Origin of the sequence: Aestuariibacter sp. GS-14 (genome assembly GCF_006494365.1) — a bacterium.
GTDB classification, from domain to species: Bacteria; Pseudomonadota; Gammaproteobacteria; order Enterobacterales; family Alteromonadaceae; genus Alteromonas; species Alteromonas mangrovi.
On the sequence record NZ_VHIP01000011.1, the window covers coordinates 132935 to 155515 of the forward strand.

The 22581-nt window shown below is 49.1% G+C and carries 18 protein-coding genes; 16 read left to right on the plus strand and 2 right to left on the minus strand.

The annotated features are described in order from the left end of the window. The first annotated feature begins 28 nt into the window (after positions 1–28). From mutS to FJ444_RS15920, 9 genes are all read left to right on the plus strand, one after another. A complete protein-coding gene (mutS, locus tag FJ444_RS15880) occupies positions 29–2578 on the plus strand; it encodes a DNA mismatch repair protein MutS (protein WP_140959962.1) in 2550 nt (849 codons plus the stop codon). A gap of 229 nt (positions 2579–2807) precedes the next feature. Continuing rightward, positions 2808–4439: a CTP synthase gene (locus tag FJ444_RS15885; protein ID WP_140959863.1), complete on the plus strand. Its 1632-nt coding sequence runs from the start codon at positions 2808–2810 to the stop codon at positions 4437–4439. A 58-nt stretch (positions 4440–4497) separates the two neighbouring features. Continuing rightward, positions 4498–5790, plus strand: a complete 1293-nt coding sequence (gene eno, locus FJ444_RS15890; RefSeq protein WP_140959865.1) for a phosphopyruvate hydratase — start codon at positions 4498–4500, stop codon at positions 5788–5790. 60 nt (positions 5791–5850) lie between these two features. After that, complete coding sequence (locus tag FJ444_RS15895) at positions 5851–6540, plus strand: hypothetical protein (protein WP_140959867.1); 690 nt, start codon at positions 5851–5853, stop codon at positions 6538–6540. Positions 6541–7040: 500 nt separating this feature from the next. Beyond that, positions 7041–8600, plus strand: a complete 1560-nt coding sequence (leuA, locus tag FJ444_RS15900; protein WP_140959869.1) for a 2-isopropylmalate synthase — start codon at positions 7041–7043, stop codon at positions 8598–8600. Continuing rightward, the gene (gene leuB / locus FJ444_RS15905; protein WP_140959871.1) at positions 8601–9692 is read left to right on the plus strand and encodes a 3-isopropylmalate dehydrogenase; all 1092 of its coding nucleotides are present in this window, start codon (positions 8601–8603) and stop codon (positions 9690–9692) included. Positions 9693–9706: 14 nt separating this feature from the next. Beyond that, positions 9707–11107, plus strand: a complete 1401-nt coding sequence (gene leuC / locus FJ444_RS15910; RefSeq protein WP_140959873.1) for a 3-isopropylmalate dehydratase large subunit — start codon at positions 9707–9709, stop codon at positions 11105–11107. A 3-nt stretch (positions 11108–11110) separates the two neighbouring features. Beyond that, positions 11111–11722 carry a 3-isopropylmalate dehydratase small subunit gene (gene leuD, locus FJ444_RS15915; RefSeq protein WP_140959875.1) on the plus strand — a complete coding sequence of 204 codons (612 nt, stop codon included), beginning with the start codon at positions 11111–11113 and terminating at the stop codon, positions 11720–11722. 162 nt (positions 11723–11884) lie between these two features. After that, positions 11885–13105 (plus strand): HD-GYP domain-containing protein, encoded by a 1221-nt coding sequence (locus FJ444_RS15920; RefSeq protein ID WP_181405190.1) that lies wholly within the window; start codon positions 11885–11887, stop codon positions 13103–13105. 43 nt (positions 13106–13148) lie between these two features. Here the strand turns inward: FJ444_RS15920 and FJ444_RS15925 are convergent, their stop codons facing one another. Continuing rightward, positions 13149–14183, minus strand: coding sequence for a general secretion pathway protein GspB (locus tag FJ444_RS15925; protein WP_140959879.1), 1035 nt, complete (start codon positions 14181–14183; stop codon positions 13149–13151). Then, entirely contained in the window at positions 14180–15088 is a 909-nt protein-coding gene (locus FJ444_RS15930) for an ExeA family protein (RefSeq protein ID WP_140959881.1), read from the minus strand. The genes FJ444_RS15925 and FJ444_RS15930 overlap by 4 nt, the downstream gene beginning before the upstream one ends. A 127-nt stretch (positions 15089–15215) precedes the next feature. Here FJ444_RS15930 and FJ444_RS15935 point away from each other — a divergent pair, with 127 nt between their 5' ends. The 7 genes from FJ444_RS15935 (at position 15216) to FJ444_RS15965 (ending at position 22543) form a co-directional block, all read left to right on the plus strand. Next, entirely contained in the window at positions 15216–16343 is a 1128-nt protein-coding gene (locus FJ444_RS15935; protein WP_140959883.1) for a CCA tRNA nucleotidyltransferase, read from the plus strand. A 42-nt stretch (positions 16344–16385) separates the two neighbouring features. Next, positions 16386–17630: an ATP-dependent RNA helicase SrmB gene (gene srmB / locus FJ444_RS15940; RefSeq protein ID WP_140959885.1), complete on the plus strand. Its 1245-nt coding sequence runs from the start codon at positions 16386–16388 to the stop codon at positions 17628–17630. Further along, on the plus strand, positions 17627–18229 hold the full coding sequence (rdgB, locus tag FJ444_RS15945) for an RdgB/HAM1 family non-canonical purine NTP pyrophosphatase (RefSeq protein ID WP_140959887.1): 603 nt from the start codon (positions 17627–17629) through the stop codon (positions 18227–18229). Before srmB ends, rdgB begins: the two co-directional genes overlap by 4 nt. Further along, the gene (gene hemW / locus FJ444_RS15950; RefSeq protein WP_140959889.1) at positions 18222–19361 is read left to right on the plus strand and encodes a radical SAM family heme chaperone HemW; all 1140 of its coding nucleotides are present in this window, start codon (positions 18222–18224) and stop codon (positions 19359–19361) included. Before rdgB ends, hemW begins: the two co-directional genes overlap by 8 nt. Positions 19362–19680: 319 nt before the next feature. Further along, complete coding sequence (locus FJ444_RS15955; RefSeq protein WP_140959891.1) at positions 19681–20361, plus strand: hypothetical protein; 681 nt, start codon at positions 19681–19683, stop codon at positions 20359–20361. A gap of 242 nt (positions 20362–20603) precedes the next feature. Next, the gene (locus FJ444_RS15960) at positions 20604–21458 is read left to right on the plus strand and encodes an HprK-related kinase A (protein WP_140959893.1); all 855 of its coding nucleotides are present in this window, start codon (positions 20604–20606) and stop codon (positions 21456–21458) included. Beyond that, a complete protein-coding gene (locus tag FJ444_RS15965) occupies positions 21455–22543 on the plus strand; it encodes a nucleotidyltransferase family protein (protein ID WP_181405191.1) in 1089 nt (362 codons plus the stop codon). The genes FJ444_RS15960 and FJ444_RS15965 overlap by 4 nt, the downstream gene beginning before the upstream one ends. Positions 22544–22581: the final 38 nt, after the last annotated feature.

Below are 22581 nucleotides of genomic sequence, written 5' to 3' on the forward strand. Positions count from 1 at the left end.
TGAGGATTTTTTGGAATCACACACTCCCATGATGCGCCAGTACCTGGCAATTAAGGCGCAACATCCAAACATATTGCTATTTTACCGAATGGGCGATTTTTACGAATTGTTTTACGATGATGCCAAGCGCGCCGCTGAGCTGCTTGATATTTCTCTGACCGCGCGGGGCAAATCCGGAGGCGAGCCAATTCCCATGGCAGGTGTGCCTTATCATGCCGTTGAAAGCTACCTGGCACGGTTAGTAAAAATGGGTGAATCAGTAGCCATTTGTGAGCAGATTGGCGATCCTGCTACCAGCAAAGGCCCCGTTGAACGTCAGGTTCAGCGAATCGTCACACCCGGCACCGTAACCGACGAAGCCTTGTTAGAAGAACGCCGCGACAACGTACTTGCCGCTGTGTACGGCCATAAAAACAACTTTGGCCTGGCCTGGCTGGATATCACCAGCGGGCGTTTTTTGGTTACCGAATTGCAAGGCGAAGATCAGCTAAGCGCCGAACTCCAGCGTTTGCACCCGGCGGAACTCCTGTACCCGGAAGGCTTTGCCTGGTTTGAATTGATATCTCATTTAAAAGGTATTCGCCGTCGCCCAGAATGGGAATTCGACCAGCAAACTGCCGCTCAACAACTCAACGCCCAATTTGGCACACAGGACCTCAATGGCTTTGGCATAGGCAACATAACACTGGCATTAGGTGCCGCAGGCTGTGTACTGCAATACGTGAAAGATACCCAACGCACAGCACTGCCCCACATCCGCGCCATCACGCTGGAACAGCAGTCAACACGCGTACAACTTGATGCCGCTACACGCAGGAATCTCGAACTCACCCGCAATCTGTCTGGTGGGGTTGAGCACACCTTATTTGCCGTACTGGATAAAACCGCCACGGCGATGGGCAGTCGTTTATTGCAACGTTATTTGCATGCCCCTATAACCGATCGCGACGAACTCACCGCTCGCCAACAAGCCATCGGCGCGTTACTCAATGGCGACTATCCACAGTTACATTCGCAATTAAAACAAATTGGCGATATAGAGCGCATCATGGCCCGTCTGGCGTTGCGTTCGGCAAGGCCTCGTGACTTTGCCAGACTGAAGCAAGCGCTGAACGCATTACCCGATTTACAGGAAAATTTAGCCCCTTACACGGCGTCACTACTGCAATCACTGGCATCCACAGTCAGCACCTATCCTGAACTGGCTGATTTACTGGACAACGCCATCATCGACAATCCGCCGGTGGTGATCCGAGACGGCGGTGTGATCGCACCAGGATACAACGCAGAGCTGGATGAGCTTCGGGACTTGTCGCAGGGCGCAACTGATTATTTGCACAAACTGGAGTTGCGTGAACGCGACGCTACCGGGATTGCCACCTTAAAAGTAGGCTATAATAGGGTGCATGGATTCTTCATCGAAGTATCACGAGCCAACAGCAACGCCGTACCAGCGCATTATATCCGTCGCCAAACGCTGAAGAACAACGAGCGCTACATTACGCCAGAGCTGAAAGAGCACGAAGACAAAGTACTTACCAGCCAAAGTCGCGCCCTGGCGCTGGAAAAGCAACTGTACGATGCCCTGTTCGACCATATCACTCCCTTTCTGGATAAACTTATCGACAGTGCTCAGTCGCTGGCCAAACTCGATGTACTGGTCACCCTCGCTGAACGGGCAGAAACCCTTGAGTACCATGCGCCCACACTCACTGACGTGCCGGGCATAACTTACAAACATGGCCGCCACCCCGTGGTTGAAGAGGTCATGGACGGGCCGTTTATACCCAACCCGTTAAACATGAATACTCAACAACGTACTATGGTGATTACCGGTCCCAACATGGGGGGTAAATCAACCTATATGCGCCAAACAGCGCTGATTGTGCTACTTGCCTATATTGGTAGTTATGTGCCAGCTGAACAGGCTGAGATCGGGCCGGTAGACAAAATATTTACCCGCATAGGCGCGTCAGACGATTTGGCATCCGGTCGCTCTACCTTTATGGTTGAGATGACCGAAACCGCCAACATCCTGCACAATGCCACGCCTTATTCACTGGTTCTGATGGACGAAATTGGCCGGGGTACCAGCACCTATGACGGACTGTCACTGGCCTGGGCCTGCGCGGAATACCTCGCCACCAAACTGAATGCCTTCACGCTCTTTGCAACGCACTACTTTGAACTTACCGAACTGGCAAACCAACTCAACGGCGTATGTAACCTGCATTTGGATGCAATAGAACACGATGACACCATTCGTTTTATGCATACCGTTGAGCGCGGCGCTGCCAGCAAAAGCTATGGTTTACAGGTTGCGCAATTAGCTGGCGTGCCAAAAGCCGTGATCAGTGCGGCAAAACTGCGCCTTAAACAACTGGAGCAAAGTGGCAGACAAAGTGCATCGGTGCACAGCGCTCAACAACATAACCAGAATATTGCGCAACCCTCGTTGTTTGTTGAACCAGAGCCTTCTGCCGTTGAAATCGCACTATCGAAAATCGACCCGGATGAGCTCACACCAAAACAAGCGCTGGCGCTGATTTACGAACTGAAAAAACACAGCAGTTTGTAAGCAAACCAGCGTGCTAATACCTCCGCAATGATGCCAGATTCGCAGAATGTGTATCTGTGCATCATTGCAGATTGCCCTACCCTCTGCATGCAGGTATCTTATTGCTTGTTATAATTGTGAACAGCCAGCTTATTGGGTATACTGTTGCGCCGTCTATAGTGCTGTTTCAAGGGACTGTTTTCCCTGACAATGCATTACCCAATAAATAACCCAACGTCTTAGGTTTCGCATGACTAATTATATTTTCGTCACCGGTGGTGTCGTTTCATCGCTTGGTAAAGGCATTGCTGCAGCATCACTTGCCGCCATCCTTGAAGCACGTGGTCTCACGGTGACCATGCTAAAACTGGATCCGTATATAAACGTTGATCCAGGTACTATGAGTCCAATACAACACGGTGAAGTGTTTGTAACCGACGATGGTGCCGAAACCGACCTGGATTTAGGTCACTATGAGCGTTTTATCAGAACGCGCATGACAAAACGGAACAACTTCACCACCGGACGGGTTTACGAAGAAGTATTACGCCGCGAGCGCCGCGGTGATTATCTGGGCGCCACCATTCAGGTGATCCCACATATCACCAACGAAATTAAGCGCCGCGTGATCGATGGCGCGCAAGGATTTGATATAGCCATTGTTGAAGTGGGCGGTACCGTAGGTGACATCGAGTCACAACCGTTTATTGAAGCCATCAGACAGCTGGGCACCGAAGTCGGTCGCGACCATGCCATGTTTATGCACCTGACACTGGTGCCATATATGCCAGCCTCTGGTGAACTGAAAACCAAACCCACCCAGCACAGCGTAAAAGAATTGCGCTCAATTGGTATTCAACCCGACATTCTGGTGTGCCGTTCGGTTGGCGCTATGCCCAATACAGAGCGTTCTAAAATCGCGCTGTTCACCAACGTTGCAGAAAAAGCAGTTATTTCGCTTAAAGACGTCGACAGCATTTACCGGATTCCAGCAGCGCTGAAAGCACAAGGGCTGGATCAACTGGTAGTTGACCGCTTCCGTCTGGAGTGCAACGAAGCCGACCTGACCGAATGGGAACAGGTACTTTACGCCGAGTCTAACCCGGTAGGTGAAGTGAATATTGGTATGGTAGGTAAATACGTAGAACTGCCCGATGCCTACAAGTCGGTTAATGAAGCCCTCAAGCACGCCGGTTTGAAAAACCGCCTTACGGTGAACATTCACTATATCGATTCACAGGACGTCGAGTCAAAAGGCACGCAAATTCTGGAAAAACTCGATGCAATCCTGGTTCCCGGTGGATTTGGTGAGCGTGGTATTGAAGGCAAAATTGCGGCTGCCCGTTATGCTCGCGAAAACAAAGTACCTTACCTGGGTATTTGTTTAGGTATGCAGGTTGCGCTGATTGAGTTTGCCCGCAATGTTGCAGGCATGGAAAAAGCTAACAGTACCGAGTTTGATTCATCCACACCTTACCCGGTAGTGGGTCTGATTACTGAATGGCTGGATTCTGACGGTAGCACTGCTGTGCGCGACGAAAGCTCAGACTTAGGCGGAACCATGCGCTTAGGCAGTCAGCTATGTCACCTGATCCCAGGCAGCAAAGTGCATCAGGCATATGGCAGCGAAGAGATTTATGAGCGTCACCGTCATCGCTACGAAGTGAACAATAACCTGCGCGACCAAATTGAAGCGGCCGGTATGAAGGTAAGTGGTTTGTCCACTGACAAACGCCTTGTTGAGGTTATCGAAATCCCGGATCATCCGTGGTTTGTTGCAGGTCAGTTCCACCCGGAGTTTACTTCCACTCCGCGTGACGGCCACCCGTTATTTACCGGGTTTGTAGCAGCAGCGCAAAAATACCAAAAAGAAAATCACTAATTTAAAACCTGGTACTTCTCTCTCCCGGAGTACCTTTTTACTTGTTGAGGAAATTAAAATGGCGAAGATCTCGCGTATCATTGGACGTGAAATTCTGGACTCCCGTGGCAACCCCACTGTAGAAGCAGACGTATATCTGGACTCAGGCGTAATGGGACGCGCTTGTGCACCTTCAGGCGCATCTACGGGTTCACGCGAAGCACTGGAACTGCGCGATGGCGACAAAGCCCGCTACCTGGGTAAAGGCGTAACAAAAGCGGTGGCTGCGGTTAACGACGCCATTGCACCTGCCCTGCTTGGAATGGATCCGGTTGCGCAAAGCGATATCGACAAAGCCATGATCGCCTTAGACGGTACCGAAAACAAAGAAAAGCTGGGTGCAAATGCTATCCTGGCAGTATCGCTGGCAGTAGCGAAAGCAGCCGCAGCCGAAAAAGGCGTGGCGCTATATGAGCACATCGCCGATCTGAACGGCACGCCTGGTCAGTACTCAATGCCAGTACCTATGATGAACATCATCAACGGTGGTGAGCACGCAGACAACAACGTTGATATTCAGGAATTCATGGTACAGCCAGTAGGTGCGAAGAGCTTCAAAGAAGCATTGCGCATGGGCGCAGAGATCTTCCACAACCTGAAAAAAGTACTGTCTGCTAAAGGCCTGAACACTGCAGTTGGCGACGAAGGAGGTTTTGCACCAAACCTGAGTTCAAATGCTGAAGCCCTGGCTGTTATCGTAGAAGCAGTAGAAAAAGCCGGTTACAAAATGAATGAAGACATCACACTGGCACTGGACTGTGCAGCGTCTGAATTCTACAAAAACGGTAAATACGTGCTGTCGGGTGAAGACAAGTCATTTGATTCTGAAGCGTTTGGTGATTACCTGGCTGAACTTGCTGCCAAATACCCAATCGTGTCTATTGAAGACGGTCTGGACGAAAGCGACTGGGATGGCTGGGCAAGCCTGACCAAGAAAATTGGTAGTAAAGTGCAACTGGTTGGTGACGACCTGTTCGTCACTAACACCAAGATTCTGAAGCGCGGAATCGAAAACGGTATCGGTAACTCGATCCTGATCAAGTTCAACCAGATCGGTTCACTTACTGAAACCCTGGAAGCCATTAAAATGGCGAAAGATGCAGGCTTTACCGCCGTTATCTCTCACCGTTCAGGCGAAACTGAAGATGCCACTATTGCCGACCTGGCAGTAGGTACTGCAGCGGGCCAAATCAAAACAGGTTCACTGTGTCGTTCTGACCGTGTTGCTAAGTACAACCAACTGCTGCGTATCGAAGAAGCGCTGGCAGGTAAAGTGGCTTACAACGGTCGTAGCGAAATCAAAGGCCAGTAATAAATATGGGGCAGGCCAAACAGCCTGCCCCGTTTTTTATTGCCGTACCGATGACTACTCATGACGCAGCCTTCTGATCACGCTGATCTCGCGTCACAACAAACAGACTTCTTCCAGGCGGTTGAGTCTGACACCTCACAACGAGAACTTGCCGAGTTGTGCAACGCCCTGTATGAGCGGGAATTGCAGAATTTATCAGCCTCCGGCCCCAGGCAAATTAACCTTTTGCGTCGCAGACTGGCGGGCTTAAGCCATCATGTTAAACGCACTGCACGCTTTTTGGTGAGTCGCACCACGCCACTTACACTGGATCAACACAATGCCAGCTGGCAAGCAAAACAGCCGGGTAAAAGTCCGGCCAGAAAAGCAGAACCCGACGACTGTTTACACTGGTTAGCAAAGTACGCGAAAGCAGGGCTGGTAGTACCGGTACGCGTACAGGAGTTTGATAACGAGCACATCGAGCTGGATTCCATAGATAAGGTACAAACCGAAAACCAGACGCTGCACATCAATAAATTCGGCTGGTTTGATTTTTATGGCAACTCGCTGGAAGATGCGCAGTTTACGCCCCGGCAGATCAACCTGGTTAAACCCACCAAAGCCATAGTGACGTCGGCCTGTTGTGGCCATAGCTGGAACCACAAAGGTAAAACACTACCGCGCCGCCTATCTATTCGCGAAATGCTACTGGTCAGTACACTGGACTGGCGTCATTTTAGTGCCGCCAAATTGCCACCTAAATACTAGGGGCTGTTGGCCCTTGCTGTATATTTTTGCAGCGAGTTGTGAGTCATTTAGACAAGGCAGAATCCACATAGTGTAGTTATTTTTTATAAGCGGTCGATAACGCGACATAAATGACTAACAACTGCTGCCCTTCGGGTTCGTTATGGAACCAAAATGATACAGCAAAGGACAACAGCCCCTAATTACAGCCCACTACTTACGGCCAAAGATGATTTTTATCCTAAAAATGGCCGAATACCGTAATTTATAACTAAAACTTATAGCGAAAATTGGATTCAGTGGTTGACCTTATCCCCCGCAGCCTGTACATTGAGCCGCATTGAAACAGTCGCAAACATTCTGCTTTTCAGGACAACCATGTTTAAGCAAACGATGATTTTATCTCTTCTACTCCTTATGGCAGCAAGATTGCACGGGTAGATTGCGACTGAGCGAACAACACACAAAAACCCGTGCTAAGCACGGGTTTTTTTTTAACTTCACAACATGAGTACCAAGCCATGACGAATCAGGTAAAAATATTTGATACGACCTTGCGTGACGGCGAACAAGCTTTGCCAGCCAGTTTGAGTGTAAAAGAAAAACTGCAGATCGCACTGGCACTCGAGCGTCTTGGTGTGGATATCATTGAGGCCGGTTTCCCGGTGTCTTCTCCTGGTGATTTTAAATCGGTGCAAATGATTGCCCGGGAAATAAAGAATGCCACGGTAGCCGGATTGTCCCGCGCATTGCCCGGCGATATCGACGCCTGTGGTGAAGCATTGCGGGTGGCGGAACAGTTCCGCATTCATACTTTTATTGCTACGTCAGACATTCATGTAAACAGTAAACTGAAAAAATCTCAGCAAGACATTGTTGAAATGGCAGTTGCCGCGGTTAAGCATGCTGGTCGCTATACCAATGACATTGAGTTTTCCTGTGAAGACGCTGGCCGCACCCATATCGACTACCTGTGCCGCATGGTAGAGGCCGTTATCAACGCGGGAGCCACCACGGTAAATATTCCCGATACCGTTGGGTATACCACACCAACAGAGTTTGGTGGGATCATCAAGCAATTGTTTAACCGCGTACCCAATATCGACAAAGCCACCATATCTGTGCACTGTCACAACGATTTGGGATTGGCTGTAGCCAACTCGCTGGCCGCGGTAGAAAACGGTGCGCGTCAGGTTGAATGTACCATTAACGGCATTGGCGAGCGGGCGGGTAACTGCTCTCTGGAAGAGATTGCCATGATCCTGCAAACGCGTCAGGCCATGTACAACCTGAATACCAACATCAATTCGAAAGAAATCAGCCGTACCTCTAAACTGGTTAGCCAGTTGTGTAACATGCCGGTTCAGTCAAACAAAGCCATTGTGGGTAGCAATGCGTTCAGCCATTCGTCTGGTATTCACCAGGATGGTGTCTTAAAAGCGCAAAATACCTATGAAATCATGACACCGGAAAGTGTGGGGATTAACAAAAATCACCTGAACCTGACGTCGCGCTCTGGCCGTCATGTCATCAAACACCGTTTACACGAATTGGGCTACAAAGAAACCGATTACGATTTGGAAGCTATTTACAATGCCTTCCTGAAACTGGCCGACAAAAAAGGTCAGGTGTATGACTACGATCTGGAAGCATTGCTTTTCTTTGATCAACAAAAACACGAGCAGGCGCATTATCAGTTAACATACCTGCACGCCACATCGGGCAAGGAAATTATTCCCAGTGCCACCGTGCAGTTAAAAATTGGCGGTGACATTGTCACACGCAGCGAAATAGGGAATGGTCCGGTCGACGCGTCCTATAAAGCTATTATGGCCATGCTGGGCCATAACGATTTGGAAGTCGTCGACTTTAAACTGGATTCCAAAGGCGAAGGTGCAGACGCACTGGCCTCAGTGAGCGTGATCACTGAATACAAAGGCCGCCGTTTTCACGGTATTGGCCTGGCAACCGACATTGTAGAAGCCGGTGTAAAAGCCCTTATATTTGTATTGAACAACACGTATCTGGCTGATCAGATCGATCAGCAAAAGCATCAACAAGACCGCGTAGCAGGAGTATAAATGAGTCAGTATAACATTGCCGTACTTGCCGGAGATGGCATCGGCCCGGAAGTCATGCAGGAAGCCAATAAGGTACTGGATGCCATCGAACAAAAATTTTCTGTCTCATTTAACCGTACTGCATACCCTGTTGGTGGTTATGCCATTGATACAGAAGGCGAAGCGCTACCAGCCAAAACACTGCTTGGCTGTGAACGGGCCGATGCGATCCTGTTCGGCTCTATTGGTGGTCCCAAGTGGGACACCCTGCCGCTGGAACAACGCCCGGAGCGCGCAGCCCTGTTAACACTGCGCAGTCACTTTGATCTGTTCAGCAACCTGCGCCCGGCTAAAATTTACGCGGGTCTGGAAGACTTATCGCCATTGCGCAAAGACATTGCTTCCAGTGGTGTAGACGTACTGGTCATTCGTGAACTCACCAGTGGCATTTATTTTGGCAAGCCCAAAGGTCGCGAAGGTGAAGGCGAAGAAGAATACGCCTTCGATACCATGCGCTACAGCAAGCGTGAAATTCGCCGCATTGCTATCAGTGCTTTCGAAGCGGCAATGAAACGCAATAAACGCGTAACGTCTGTAGACAAAGCCAACGTACTGGTGTGCAGCCGCTTGTGGCGCGAAGTAACCGAGGAAGTGGCCAAAGACTACCCAGAGGTAGAACTGGAACACATTTATATCGACAACGCGACTATGCAGTTGATAAAAGACCCGGCACACTTTGACGTGATGCTGTGCTCCAATTTATTTGGCGACATTATTTCTGATGAATGCGCCATGATCACCGGCTCCATGGGTCTGCTACCTTCAGCAAGCCTGAATGGCGACGGATTTGGTATGTACGAACCCGCCGGCGGCTCAGCGCCTGACATTGCTGGTAAAGGCATAGCGAACCCTATCGCACAGATTCTGTCGGCATCCATGATGTTGCGTTACAGCCTGAACCTGACAAACGCAGCAGATGCTATCGACAATGCGGTAGTGAGCGTACTGGAAGCAGGTGTACTTACCGGCGAACTGCTGCCAGCAAGTCAACGTCACAAAGCGGCCACTACCGTACAGGTGGGTGACGCCATTGTTAAACACATTCTGGCTTAGGAGTACCCACACTCATGGCTAAAACCCTATACGATAAAGTCTGGCAAGCGCATGTGATTGACCAGATTGGCGATGACAGCTTAATTTATATCGACCGTCATCTGATCCACGAAGTCACCTCACCCCAGGCGTTTGCCGGGTTGAACGAGAAAGGTCGCAAGGTACGTCGTCCGGATCGCACGTTCGCCACGATGGATCACAGTATATCTACGCGCAGCCTGGCATTGGATGCGTGTGGTCCACAAAACCAGCTTCAGTTGCAAACACTGGCAAAAAACTGTGAAGAACACAATGTACAGCTATTCCCGGTGGGCCATCAAAAGCAAGGGATTGTGCATGTCATGGGCCCTGAGCTGGGTTTGATTTTACCTGGCATGACCGTGGTGTGTGGTGATTCTCATACGGCCACACACGGTGCGTTCGGCGCACTGGCGTTTGGCATTGGTACCTCACAGGTAGAGCACGTACTGGCTACCCAAACACTGAAGCAAAGCCGCGCAAAAACCATGCAAATCAAGGTCAATGGTAAGCTGGCAACCGGTATTACCGCCAAAGACATCATTCTGGCCATTATTGGTAAGATTGGTCACGCCGGTGCGACTGCCCACGTTATTGAATATTGTGGCGAAGCCATCGAAGCCTTATCGATGGAAGAGCGCATGACCATTTGTAACATGAGTATCGAAGCGGGTGCGAAGGCTGGCATGATTGCGCCTGACCAAACGACCTTCGATTACTTGCAAGGCCGCGAGTTCGCGCCAACAGGAGCCAATTGGGATGCAGCAGTGGCATACTGGAAAACCCTGTTTACCGATGAAGGGGCAACGTTCGATACCGTGGTTGAACTTCAGGCAGCTGATATTGCTCCTCAGGTAACCTGGGGAACTAACCCTGGTCAGGTGATCGGTGTCACAATGCCTGTCCCTGGTCCGGACGATTTCAGCGATCCGGTAGAAAAAGAGTCAGCCCGCAAAGCATTGGCTTACATGGGGATTAAAGCCGGTGATAAGTTAGCTGACATTCCGGTTTCACATGTGTTCATTGGCTCTTGTACTAATGGCCGAATTGAAGATTTACGTGCCGTAGCGTCGATTGCTAAACAAGGCAAAGTTGCCAGCAACGTAACGGCAATCATCGTACCCGGCTCAGGCGCCGTAAAACGTCAGGCCGAAGAAGAAGGTCTGGATAAAATATTTACTGATGCGGGTTTTGAATGGCGTTTACCAGGCTGTTCGATGTGTTTGGGTATGAACGATGACCTGCTGCAAGCCGGTGACCGTTGTGCGTCTACCAGCAACCGTAATTTTGAAGGCCGTCAGGGCCGCGGTGCACGCACTCACCTGGTGAGCCCGGCTATGGCCGCCGCTGCAGCATTGCGCGGTAAGTTCGCCGACGTCAGAGATTTTCAGGAGTAAACCATGAGCGAACCGACTACCGGAATTAGTGTATTAACCGGCACAGCCTGCCCATTGGATCAGGCCAACGTTGATACCGACCAAATTATTCCCAAGCAATTTCTGACCAGCGTAAGTCGCGCCGGATTTGGTAAGCACCTGTTCCACGACTGGCGTTATCTGGATCTGGAAGAAAAAGTACCGAATCCTGAATTTGTGTTAAACAAACCAGAGCATGCTGGCGCAACGATTTTGTTGTCACGCGAAAACTTTGGTTGCGGCTCCAGCCGTGAACACGCGCCTTGGGCACTCACTGATTTCGGATTTAAAGCCGTGATCGCCACCAGCTTTGCCGATATTTTTTACGGTAACTGCATGAACAACCAATTGCTGCCAATTGCACTCAACAGTGCACAAATGGACAGCATTTTTGCAGCGGTGGCCAGCAATGCGTCGGCTGAAATCAGTATCGACTTACCGTCACAAACCGTTGCGGTGGCAGGTCAAAGCTGGTCTTTCGAGATTGCCGCCCATCACAAAAACATTCTGGTGAAAGGATTAGATGCGATTGGTCAGACACTGGAGCTGGCTGAAACCATTGAAACGTTTGAAGCCAAACAACCTGCCTGGCTGTAAAAACCGGTTCAGTTAGCCGCTGTCAAAGGCGGCTAACTCGCTGTTCTCCATAAAATATATTCAGTTAATCCCATATTAAACAAAAGTTTAATTACTTATTGCTAAACTGCACTATAATTGCTTTTATTGAACGATTTATTGCCTATGTCATTGGGAGTGCGCATGCTTCGGTGTATCACCATCGATGAGTTATTACCTGGAATGTATGTCAATCAGGTACTCGATGATACGGGTAAGGTCAAAGTTCGCTCAAAGGGCGTGGTACGCTCAGAGGACGTGATTGCTGTATTGCGTTCTAAAGGGGTTGAACGGGTAGAGATTGATTGCTCAAAAGGACTGGCGCCGGCAGAAGAAATGCAGGCATTACAACCATCAGCCATTGATTCGCCAGATGATAACATCACCGATAAGGCCCTCCTTCCGCCTCAGCAACAAGGCATTACCTCTGAAAGCCTGCAAGATGCAGAAGTGTTGTATCAAAAAGCCGTTACCATCCAGCAGCGCTTTCTTGAACAAATCAAAATGGGAAAAGGCGCTGATGTATCAAAGCTGACAGCCCTCACACAAAATATCCTTGAGAGTGTACTGGAAAATAAAGATGCGCTGATGTGCCTGAGCATGATTCAGCGTGGTAAGGACTTCCTGCTTGAACATTCAATAAACTGCAGTATTTACCTGGCCATTCTCACAAATGAACTGGGCTACTCGCAAAAGGAAGTCGAGCAAGCCAGTCTGGCCGGACTGCTAATGGATACCGGTCTGGTCACTCTGCCCGATGAATTGTGTGTCCACGACAAGCACCTGAATGACGCACAACGCAAACAATATCAACAGCATGTCGCGGAATCCCTGGCGTTACTATCGCAGTCAGAAGGCATCACTGACACTGTAATTGACATTATCGGTCAGCACCATGAACGAGTGGATGGTTCTGGCTATCCCAATCAGTTACATGAGGCGGATATTCTTCCGCTGGCCAAAGCAGCCGCTGTTATCGACGAGTTTTCTCGCTTGGGAATGCCTGGTCCGTTTGGACGATCGTTACCGAATAACAAGGTGTTAAAGGCTCTGTCGCAGAATCAAGGATTGGATCAATCACTGGTTAACCGGTTAATTGGTGTATTGGGTATTTACCCGGTTGGCTCGCTTGTTCGATTGAGTAGCGGCAAACTGGGTATCGTGAGCCAGAAAAACCCATCGAATCTACTCACACCGGTTGTGATGACGTTTTACAGCATAAATACCGGTCATTATTCCGAAATCAAACGCTTGGATCTGGCGAAAACCACTGACGAAATTGTTGCCAGTATTGGCCCTGAGGAATTTGCGATTAACCTACCCAAATTCTTCTCAGAGGTATTTATTCACCAAATGCCTGCCTGACGAATTCTATTGTTGTTAGGATCAACTCAGGCTCAACGCACGCTCACCAATCGGTGAGCGCTGTCATCGCAAATAACTCACCTTCAAAGCGCAATATCACACGCTGTGCCTCAATGTTGACGATTTGCACCCTGTCGTCGATCCAATCGCCTTCCGTTTTATCCTGACCATTCACTCTCACCCAGCGATCTCGTGGGATAGTTGCATACATGTGCGCGCTGAAATCCATCGCAGGTAAGCGCGTCAATAAGCGCGCTGGTAATTGGTCGATTCTTTTGATGTCATCGTGCACAGTTACCTTCGGCGCCGCGGGTACCGGTTCCTCACCGCTGTCTTCTTTTTCTAAATCCGACAACACCTTATTAAATCTTGCCATTAGTTCCGGCGACACAGATACGTTATCATCCGGCTCAGCATTGATTATGTTTTCGTTGCTTTCAACTGCGGGTTGAACCACATCGGCATTTGACACAGCAGCACTATTCGCAAGCGGTTCAATTTGCTCCGTTGAACCAGAAATATCAGCAGGTACAGGCTTGTCCTGAGCAACAGGATTACTATTTAAACTGGCCTGTAAGCTCTCCGCTGCCTGCTGCGGGGGCACTGAAACAGGATGCCGAACCACTGGCACAGGAGCAGTAATTTGAGAATACCAACCCGGCAACTTTGCCAGTACATAACCGCTCGCCAGCCCGCCAAACCCAATTAATACATATAAAGCTGCGGGCCGGACAGCGCGCTGCCACCAGTTTGGCAACGCATTAACGGTAGGCAAAAACAGACTGCGGTTAAACTGCTCGTTAATGGCCGCATCCGTCTTTCTGGCCTGCGTATCAAATTGCCCGCGCAACAGCGCTTGTGTGGGTGTACTTACACTTTGCTGTGCATCATCAGCACAAATTTCTACTGTTTGTTCAGGGTCGATTTCTACTTCCTGAACCCCCATTTCAATCAGGCCCTGGATCATGGATGCACTGGTTATCAATCCGGATTTACGAATTTTTACCGGACCATTTTGTTGCGTGATCCGCACTATCATCATACCGGGCGTGGTGTCCTGAATGGCTAAAATTTTCATACCACACTACCCCACCCGTAGCCTATCACCAGCATAATGCAGAACACGGCGGCCATTGTCAGGGTCTTTTGCCCTTTCAAACGCTGCTCGACTACGTCTTCCCCCAGGATCTGACTGGCGGCCGCCATTAATAAATGCTTTTTCACAACCGCCTGCTGTTGGGTAAATGCCAGTGTCATTGCCCGGTCGCACAACAAATTAATTACCCTGGGTATACCCGCGGTTACTCTGTACATTGCACGCAGGGTAGCAGAACTAAAAATACTGATATCGCCCCCCGCCACACTCAAGCGGTGTCCAATATAGGCCTTCACCTCATCAGCATTGAGTGGCAATAAGTGATAGCGCGCGGTGATACGTTGGGCCAACTGACGTAACTCATTGCGTTTAAGTAGCTGCTGTAATTCAGGCTGACCAATCAACACTACTTTAAGCAGTTTCTCGCGATTGGTTTCCAGATTCGTCAGTAAGCGCAACTGTTCCAATACTTCTGGTAACAGGTGCTGTGCTTCATCGATCATCAGTACTGTGTTTTTGCCAGCCGCGTGATTAGCCGCTAATTTGTTGAGTAGTTTATCGGTAAAGTACTTCAAACTGGCGTGCTGTAAGTCGTATTCAATGCCCAACTCATCACACACCGTTGCAAGCAGCTCAATGGCTGACAGCGTGGGATTGAGGATCATTGCGACTTGGGTGGAGTCGGGCAATTGTTGTAGCAGTTTACGGGAGACCGTTGTTTTACCCGTTCCCACCTCACCAGTCAGCATGACAAACCCGCCGCTTTCTCTTAAACCAAAGGTCAGATGAGCTAGCGCCTCTTTGTGACGTGGACTCATATAGAGATAGTCTGGATTGGGGGCAATGGAAAACGGGTTATCGGTTAACCCGAAATAATGTAAAAACATGTCTGGCCGATCGGAAGTTCCCTGTTGCCGGTAAACTAACAGACTCGGGGGCTAAGTCAACAACCCCGTGTTTTCATGCGCTTACTGAGGCATAATATCGGCTAAACAGTCAGACGAAAGAGACCTCATGCAAACCTATTTAGTTGGCGGCGCCGTACGCGACACCCTGCTTCACCGCCCCGTAACTGAGCGGGACTGGGTAGTAGTGGGCGCAACACCGTCACAACTATCAGACAAAGGGTTTCAACAGGTAGGCAAGGACTTCCCGGTGTTCCTGCATCCGAAAACCAAAGAGGAATACGCCCTTGCACGCACGGAGCGAAAGTCTGGCGCTGGGTACACCGGCTTTCAGTGTTATGCCAGCCCTGACGTGACGCTGGAAGAGGATTTGCGGCGCAGGGATTTAACGGTAAATGCCATGGCGATGGCCAGCGATGGCAATATTATTGATCCATTTAACGGCCAGCAGGACCTGGCCAACCGCATACTGCGCCATGTTAGTGAGGCCTTTAGCGAAGACCCTTTGCGGGTATTTCGGGTAGCGCGTTTTGCCGCGCGATACCACGCTTTGGGGTTTGTGGTTGCGCCCGAGACGCTCGCGCTGATGAACGACATGTGCAACTCACCCGATATCAGCGCGCTCAGCCAGGAACGCGTATGGAAAGAAACCAGCCGCAGCCTGATGGAAGACTCCCCTTCGGTCTATTTCAGTATTCTGAAAACCGTGGGAGCTTTACAGGTATGGATGCCCGAGTTTCATCAACTCGAGTCGATACACGCAGTATTATCCCAACTGGATAAAGCGGCTTCCGAAGGTGCGGATTTACCCACTCGATGGGCAGTACTGTGCGCAGATTTATCTTATAGTCAGGTGCAAGCACTGGGAAAACAACTGAAAGTACCAAATCTGGAACAGGATGCCGCCCTCATCGCCTGCCAGTTTGTCAGTCAACTGACAAGCGCTCAGACAGATGCAACCCTGCTATTAGATCTTCTGAATGCCGTTGACGCCTGGCGCAGACCTGAGCGATTAACGCTCTTGTTAAATGCGGGTCTGTATTGGCCAGTAAAACAGGCATCCCCACTGTTAATTGAGCGCTTTACAACAGCGCTCAACCGAGCCCGGCAAATTGATGTTCAAAGCATCATTGCAAGTGGCGCAAAAGGCCCACAAATTAAATCCCGGCTAACTGAGTTACGATGGCAATCAATTTCTGAATATCTGGCTGAATGTGGCGGTGATCGCAACAATTAGTGCTACAATGGCACCATTAACGATGTATATACCTGACTCTAGATGACATTTGAAGAATTAGAACTCGACGACAAACTTTGCCACGCCCTAAAGGACATGGGCTTAAACCGCCCTACGACCATCCAAAGCATGGTGGTACCGGTTGCGATGGAAGGCAAGGATGTGCTGGCGTCAGCCCCCACCGGAACAGGAAAAACCCTGGCGTTTCTTTTACCTGCCTGTCAGTTTTTACTCGATTTTCCCCGCCAGCAGCCCGGTGCAACACGTATATTAATTTTAACTCCAACCCGCGAACTTGCCTTGCAAGTACATGAGCAGGCCGTGGCGCTGACTCAACACACTAATTTGGTGTGCGGCGTGATAACCGGGGGAATTAACTACGGTACCGACAAAGAAACACTCAGTCAGAATCTGGATATTCTGGTTGCTACACCAGGGCGGTTATTTGAGCATATTCAACAAGAAAGTGCCGACTGCCGTGATATTGAGTGCCTGATCCTGGATGAAGCCGATCGCATGCTCGACATGGGATTTTCGGCCATTGTAAATCAAATTGCCTCTGAAGCACGCTGGCGTAAACAGAACATGTTGTTCTCTGCCACGCTTGAAGGACCCGGCGTAAAGCATTTCTCAGAAAACCTGCTCAATGAACCAACGGTGGTAGAAGCGGATCCGCCGCGCAGAGAAAAAGCGAAAATTCACCAGTGGTACCATCTGGCCGATGATCTGGACCACAAAGTTGCGCTGCTAAAACACATTTTAACCACCCAAACCACAAGCGCTGTGGTATTTGTTAAAACGCGCGAACGCTTGCAGTGGCTTAGAGAGCAACTACAAAAACAAGGCATCGAAGTGTGTTACCTGCAAGGTGAAATGCCACAGGACAAACGCATTGCTTCCCTGGCGCGCTTTAAAAGCGGTACTGTTCCTGTTCTGCTGGCCACCGATGTAGCCGCCAGGGGCATCGACGTGCCCAACGTTAGCCACGTTATTAACTTTGATATGCCACGTAAAGCGGACGTGTACGTTCACCGAATCGGCAGAACCGGTCGCGCCGGCGCCAAAGGCACAGCCATCGCGCTGGTAGAGGCCCATGATTTTGAAATGATTGGTCGCGTAGAGCGTTACATGGGAGAACCTATCAAAGCCCGGGTTATTGCCGAGCTGCGCCCCAAACACAAAGCGCCATCGACAAAGGGTAAAAAGAAACCCGCTAAAACCAAAGCACAGGTTAAAGCTAAAGCGAAGAAAATAGCCAAGGCAGCAAAAGGAAAACCAGGTAAATGAGCTTTCCACAAAAAATAGTACTGGCCACGGGTAATGCGGGAAAAGTAAAGGAATTTGCCAGTCTGTTTGAATCTTTATCCATTGAAGTAGTGCCGCAAAGTGCGCTGAATGTTAGCAGCGTACCTGAAACCGGTACCACCTTCGTGGAAAATGCCATTATTAAAGCGCGTCACGCAGCCCGGGAAACGGGCTTGCCGGCGATTGCAGATGACTCAGGCTTAGTTGTGGATTTACTTGGCGGCGCACCGGGCATTTACTCTTCCCGTTATGCTGGCGAAGACGCATCAGACGACGACAATATCAGCAAACTGCTCGAAGCACTGGGTGACAGCAATCAGCGTAATGCCCATTTTCAGTGCGTGCTTGTGTTTATGCGCCATGCTGATGATCCCGTTCCCTTGATCAGCGAAGGTCAATGGCAAGGCAGTATTACCCGTCAACGTCACGGTGACGGAGGATTTGGTTACGATCCGGTATTTTACGCAAACCGTTTTAAGTGCACTGCCGCTGAACTCACCAAGGCACAAAAAAACGACGTAAGCCACCGTGGTCTGGCTATGCAACAATTACTCACCAGTATGAAGCACACCTTTGCGTAATCCGTCGTTAAGCCTGTACATCCACATACCCTGGTGTGTTCAAAAGTGTCCATACTGTGATTTTAATTCACACGCGCAAAAAGGGGCTCTGCCTGAAAAGGAATACGTAGCGCACCTTCTTGATGACCTGGCGACCGACGCCAAGCTTACCGGCGAGCGGGAAATCACGACCATTTTTATTGGTGGTGGCACGCCCAGTTTGTTTACACCTGACAGTATTCACGCCTTACTGGCAGGGGTAAAAACTCGCGTCCCCTTAGCGGCTAATGCCGAAATTACCATGGAAGCCAACCCAGGCACCATAGAAGCAGCGCGATTCGACGGATTTGTGCAAGCTGGAGTGAACCGATTCTCGGTGGGTGTGCAGAGTTTTCAGCCAGTGCATCTCAGCGTGCTCGGGCGTATACACGATGACGTTCAGGCGCGCTTTGCACTAGGCCAAGCAAAGCAAAGCGGTGCGCGCAGTATGAACATTGATTTAATGCACGGATTACCAGAACAGACGCTGGAAAATGCACTGCAGGATCTTGAAAGTGCGATAGCCGAGCAACCGGAGCACTTGTCGTGGTATCAGCTTACTATAGAGCCAAATACCCCATTTTACTCCCGTCCGCCGGAATTACCGGATGACGACATACTCTGGGACATTCAGCAGGCCGGGCACGCCATGCTTAACGCTGCCGGTTTTCAACAGTACGAAATTTCGGGATACAGCAAGCCAGGTTATCAGTGTCAGCACAATCTGAACTACTGGCGATTTGGTGATTATATTGGCATTGGCTGCGGTGCTCACGGCAAGATTACCGATGCCCTCAGTGGCACCATTACACGTACTGTAAAAGTGAAACACCCTCGCGGCTATATGGCGATCGGCAGAGATTACCTGGATACTCAACATCAGGTAATACATCAAGACCTGGCGTTTGAATTTTTTATGAACCGCTTTCGCCTGGTTGAGCCCTGCCCTAAAGCCGATTTTGAGGATTTTACCGGCACGACACTTTCTGCTGAACAACAACATGAACTGGACCGGGCTGTGGCACAAGCTTTGCTGGTTGACTCAGGCACACACTGGCAGGTCACTGAGCGTGGAAGACGCTACCTGAACAGTTTACTCAGTGCATTTGTGTAGCACATAGCCAAACCAGCTCAGCTGATTTCCATGAATTCAGGAAAATCGATAATAAAAAACCGGGTTGTCTGTTCATATCCGTGTCCGTATGCGGCGTTAAAAGACACACCAAGCGTATTCGCGAGTATTGCTAACTGCAAAATATAGGGGTAATCTCTTATTGTATTTTGCAAAGTATTGTCAATCTTTTTTACACAATGCCTGTTCAACACCCATTTACAAATTGCAAAAGATTTGAAAATGAATAAGTTGCAATATTTGGCACATATTTTTCATACTGACAATATATTTCTTTTGAGAAAGGATCGAGGAGAGGTAAATGGAGTCAAATAAGTCAAAACAATCACGTCGCAGTTTTATCAAAAAGGCGGCGGCCGGTGCAGCTATTACGTCGTTACCGGTTAAGTCTGTTTGGGCGACGACCTCTTGCAGCATGTCAGGCCAGTTGTCAGGAAATCTTTCTCAAACGTCAGGTAACGTTGAACCCGTTTGTGACGTGCCCATTTTGTCTGGCGGTCGCTCTCCCGGTTTTTGGTACAACGGTAACCAGTTAGACGTGAGTAACCCTGGTAAAGCGGTTAATGACGTATTCCCACAGATGGGCAAAAAAGCATCCGAAGCAACGCAAAAATGCTGGGTTAGAATGATACTTACGGTTCGAAACAATAATCAGTTAGGTATTAACTCTACGCTGGCCAATATGATCGGCGTAAGCACTTCAATTACCCTTACACAGGCGTTCATGTACAGTGGAACACATAAAGATGTGTTGAGACACGGTGCAGCTGTGTACTTGAATACTTACTTCGAACTGTATAATGGTGTTGCAACTAGTTTTAGTGAAGCACAGTCACGTATGGCGGCAGAGGAAGTCGCTAATATGGTGATGAACAAACTCTATCTTGAAGGTAGTTGGGCAACAGACAGTAACCTTGGCTATAACGACGGTTACTCGAAAGCGTCTTCTTCGAGTTTCTTATTCTCAAACATGTCTTGCTAATCAAGCGGGTTTGAAAAAGTGGACGTTTGCCGCATCTGTTGAGATGCGGCCATTTCTCGATAATTCTGGTATTGTGTTGTTTGATCATTTCGCCAGTCAGACACATCTCCTTCGTTTCGTCCCAGACTTACAGTCTACCCCCGATTTTTCAGCCCCCTTTACATCCGACGACATCAATACGTGTTTTGGTTCTGAAAATGGCACGCTTAATATACTAGTCGGTCGAAACCTGGTTGTGCCGCTTGAACATTAATTACTTAAATATAGGCCTGTTACAAGCTGATTGCATTGCCCTGCCTGATGCAGCAATGCAAAGTGCCAGTCTTATCTACGGCGACGCGCCCCGGCAGGATATTTCCAGTTTCTGTGTGGCGGTAAAACCAGCCTCACTGTTACGTCGTTTGATTAAGCCTATTGTGCAATTTGAGTGTAATTTTAACGTGCCATTCAAGCCGTTGCCGCAAAGCCAAAGTTATGCGTTGTTGGAATGGGGGCTAAACTGGTGTCTGGCAACGGGCCACTTTAATCATTTGCTTCTGCATGCCGCAGTGTTGGTAAAAGATGGGCAGGCTATTTTATTTCCTGCGATGCCAGGATCAGGTAAAAGTACCTTAACCGCTTGGCTGGGCATACATGGCTGGAAAGTGTATTCCGACGAAATGGCGGTGATTGATTTGGTTACTGGTACCGTTCAACCACTTTATCGCCCTATTTGTTTAAAGAATCAGTCAATTGATTTGGTAAAGCAGTGGTCGCCAAACGCCATACTCACTCCTACTTGTCACGATACCGCTAAAGGGAGTGTGGCTCATCTTAAAGCGCATCATTGGCAAGAGTATGCAACATTTCAGCCCGCGCGCATTGTAGGTGTGGTATTCCCCAAGTATGACGCTTCCGCCACAGAGCCAAAACTATTCACCGTAGACAAACTACAAACCTATGAAAGCCTCTATAGCAATGCATTCAATTACCATGTTTTAGGACAACAGTCGTTTGAGATCCTGCTTAACGTGGTCAATCACATCCAGGGCTTTGAAGTACATTATGCCTCGCTTGATTTCATGAGTGACTTTTTACAGGATGAATTGTTGTCGTGAAGCAGCTGCAATGTACTGATTTTATTTCGATTATCGCTAATCCTAAACTTGCTTATTCGCTTGCATCTGAGGATTGGCAAAGTGTGTTGTGGATTTTAGAAACCGCTCGTCTGGATGCCTGGTTGGCCGCGCAGTTGCAACCATTAGACGTAATAGGTAGCCTGCCGGATACTGTGAAAATCAGGTTATCCAGTGCTATTACTTACGCTAAAAGACAACAACAGCAAGTGACTTACGAATGCGTAACACTGACAAGGCTATTGGCAGAAAAGCATATTGAACCCTTGTTCCTGAAAGGAGCCGCCTATGTTATCAGCCCTGTCTTTCAGAGTGCCGGTAGAATTTGTTCAGACATCGACGCATTGGTCAAACGCGAAGAATTGGAAATAGCAGAACGTCATCTGAAGATGAACCTTTGGCTTTCTAAAGAGGTAGATGACTATGACGACAAGTACTACCGCGAATATGCTCACGAAATTCCGCCCATGATGCAAGCTGAACGGGGCACGATACTGGATTTACACCATAATCTGTTTTTACCAGTGAGTGGCCGCGCTCCCGACATTGCGCAGTTCTGGGGCACGCGAATTCAAACAGAAAACGGATTATCCACACTATCACCTGCCGCCGCGCTGGTTCACAGTATGATTCACCTGTTAATGAACGAAGAAGTCACCTTTGGCTTGCGCGATTGTTTGGATATGCAGTCTATAATCGATACTCACAATAGTGAATCTTTCTGGCAAGACGTTCACCAATTAGTCGCAGACAATGGTTTTCACCAGGAATTTCAATTGCTCATGTCTCTTCTCTGCTGCTTGTTTAACCGTGATACAGTTAAACAGCAAATCAACCTTGAGCATTTCAACAATAGCCTTAAAAATCGTTTCTGGCTTTGGTGTTATTGCAAAGCTGTGTTGCCAGATCATCCTTTGCTACACAACCCGTTCGCTGGCATCGCAAGAGCTGCGGTATATTGCAGGGGGCACAGTCAAAAAATGCCTCTGGTAACCTTACTGAAACACAGTACGGTAAAAATGTACAAAGCAATGCGAAAAGCGCTGGTAGGCGAGCCGGATGAATAAACCCGATAGGTTTAATTTCATATGTGTGACAGGCGTAC

Excerpts from the sequence above, each read along its gene's own strand:
- mutS (WP_140959962.1), top strand. The coding sequence starts at position 29 with ATGATGCGCCAGTACCTGGCAATTAAGGCGCAACATCCAAACATATTG.
- FJ444_RS15885 (WP_140959863.1), top strand. The coding sequence starts at position 2,808 with ATGACTAATTATATTTTCGTCACCGGTGGTGTCGTTTCATCGCTTGGT.
- eno (WP_140959865.1), top strand. The coding sequence starts at position 4,498 with ATGGCGAAGATCTCGCGTATCATTGGACGTGAAATTCTGGACTCCCGT.
- FJ444_RS15895 (WP_140959867.1), top strand. The coding sequence starts at position 5,851 with ATGACGCAGCCTTCTGATCACGCTGATCTCGCGTCACAACAAACAGAC.
- leuA (WP_140959869.1), top strand. The coding sequence starts at position 7,041 with ATGACGAATCAGGTAAAAATATTTGATACGACCTTGCGTGACGGCGAA.
- leuB (WP_140959871.1), top strand. The coding sequence starts at position 8,601 with ATGAGTCAGTATAACATTGCCGTACTTGCCGGAGATGGCATCGGCCCG.
- leuC (WP_140959873.1), top strand. The coding sequence starts at position 9,707 with ATGGCTAAAACCCTATACGATAAAGTCTGGCAAGCGCATGTGATTGAC.
- leuD (WP_140959875.1), top strand. The coding sequence starts at position 11,111 with ATGAGCGAACCGACTACCGGAATTAGTGTATTAACCGGCACAGCCTGC.
- FJ444_RS15920 (WP_181405190.1), top strand. The coding sequence starts at position 11,885 with ATGCTTCGGTGTATCACCATCGATGAGTTATTACCTGGAATGTATGTC.
- FJ444_RS15925 (WP_140959879.1), bottom strand. The coding sequence starts at position 14,183 with ATGAAAATTTTAGCCATTCAGGACACCACGCCCGGTATGATGATAGTG.
- FJ444_RS15930 (WP_140959881.1), bottom strand. The coding sequence starts at position 15,088 with ATGTTTTTACATTATTTCGGGTTAACCGATAACCCGTTTTCCATTGCC.
- FJ444_RS15935 (WP_140959883.1), top strand. The coding sequence starts at position 15,216 with ATGCAAACCTATTTAGTTGGCGGCGCCGTACGCGACACCCTGCTTCAC.
- srmB (WP_140959885.1), top strand. The coding sequence starts at position 16,386 with ATGACATTTGAAGAATTAGAACTCGACGACAAACTTTGCCACGCCCTA.
- rdgB (WP_140959887.1), top strand. The coding sequence starts at position 17,627 with ATGAGCTTTCCACAAAAAATAGTACTGGCCACGGGTAATGCGGGAAAA.
- FJ444_RS15955 (WP_140959891.1), top strand. The coding sequence starts at position 19,681 with ATGGAGTCAAATAAGTCAAAACAATCACGTCGCAGTTTTATCAAAAAG.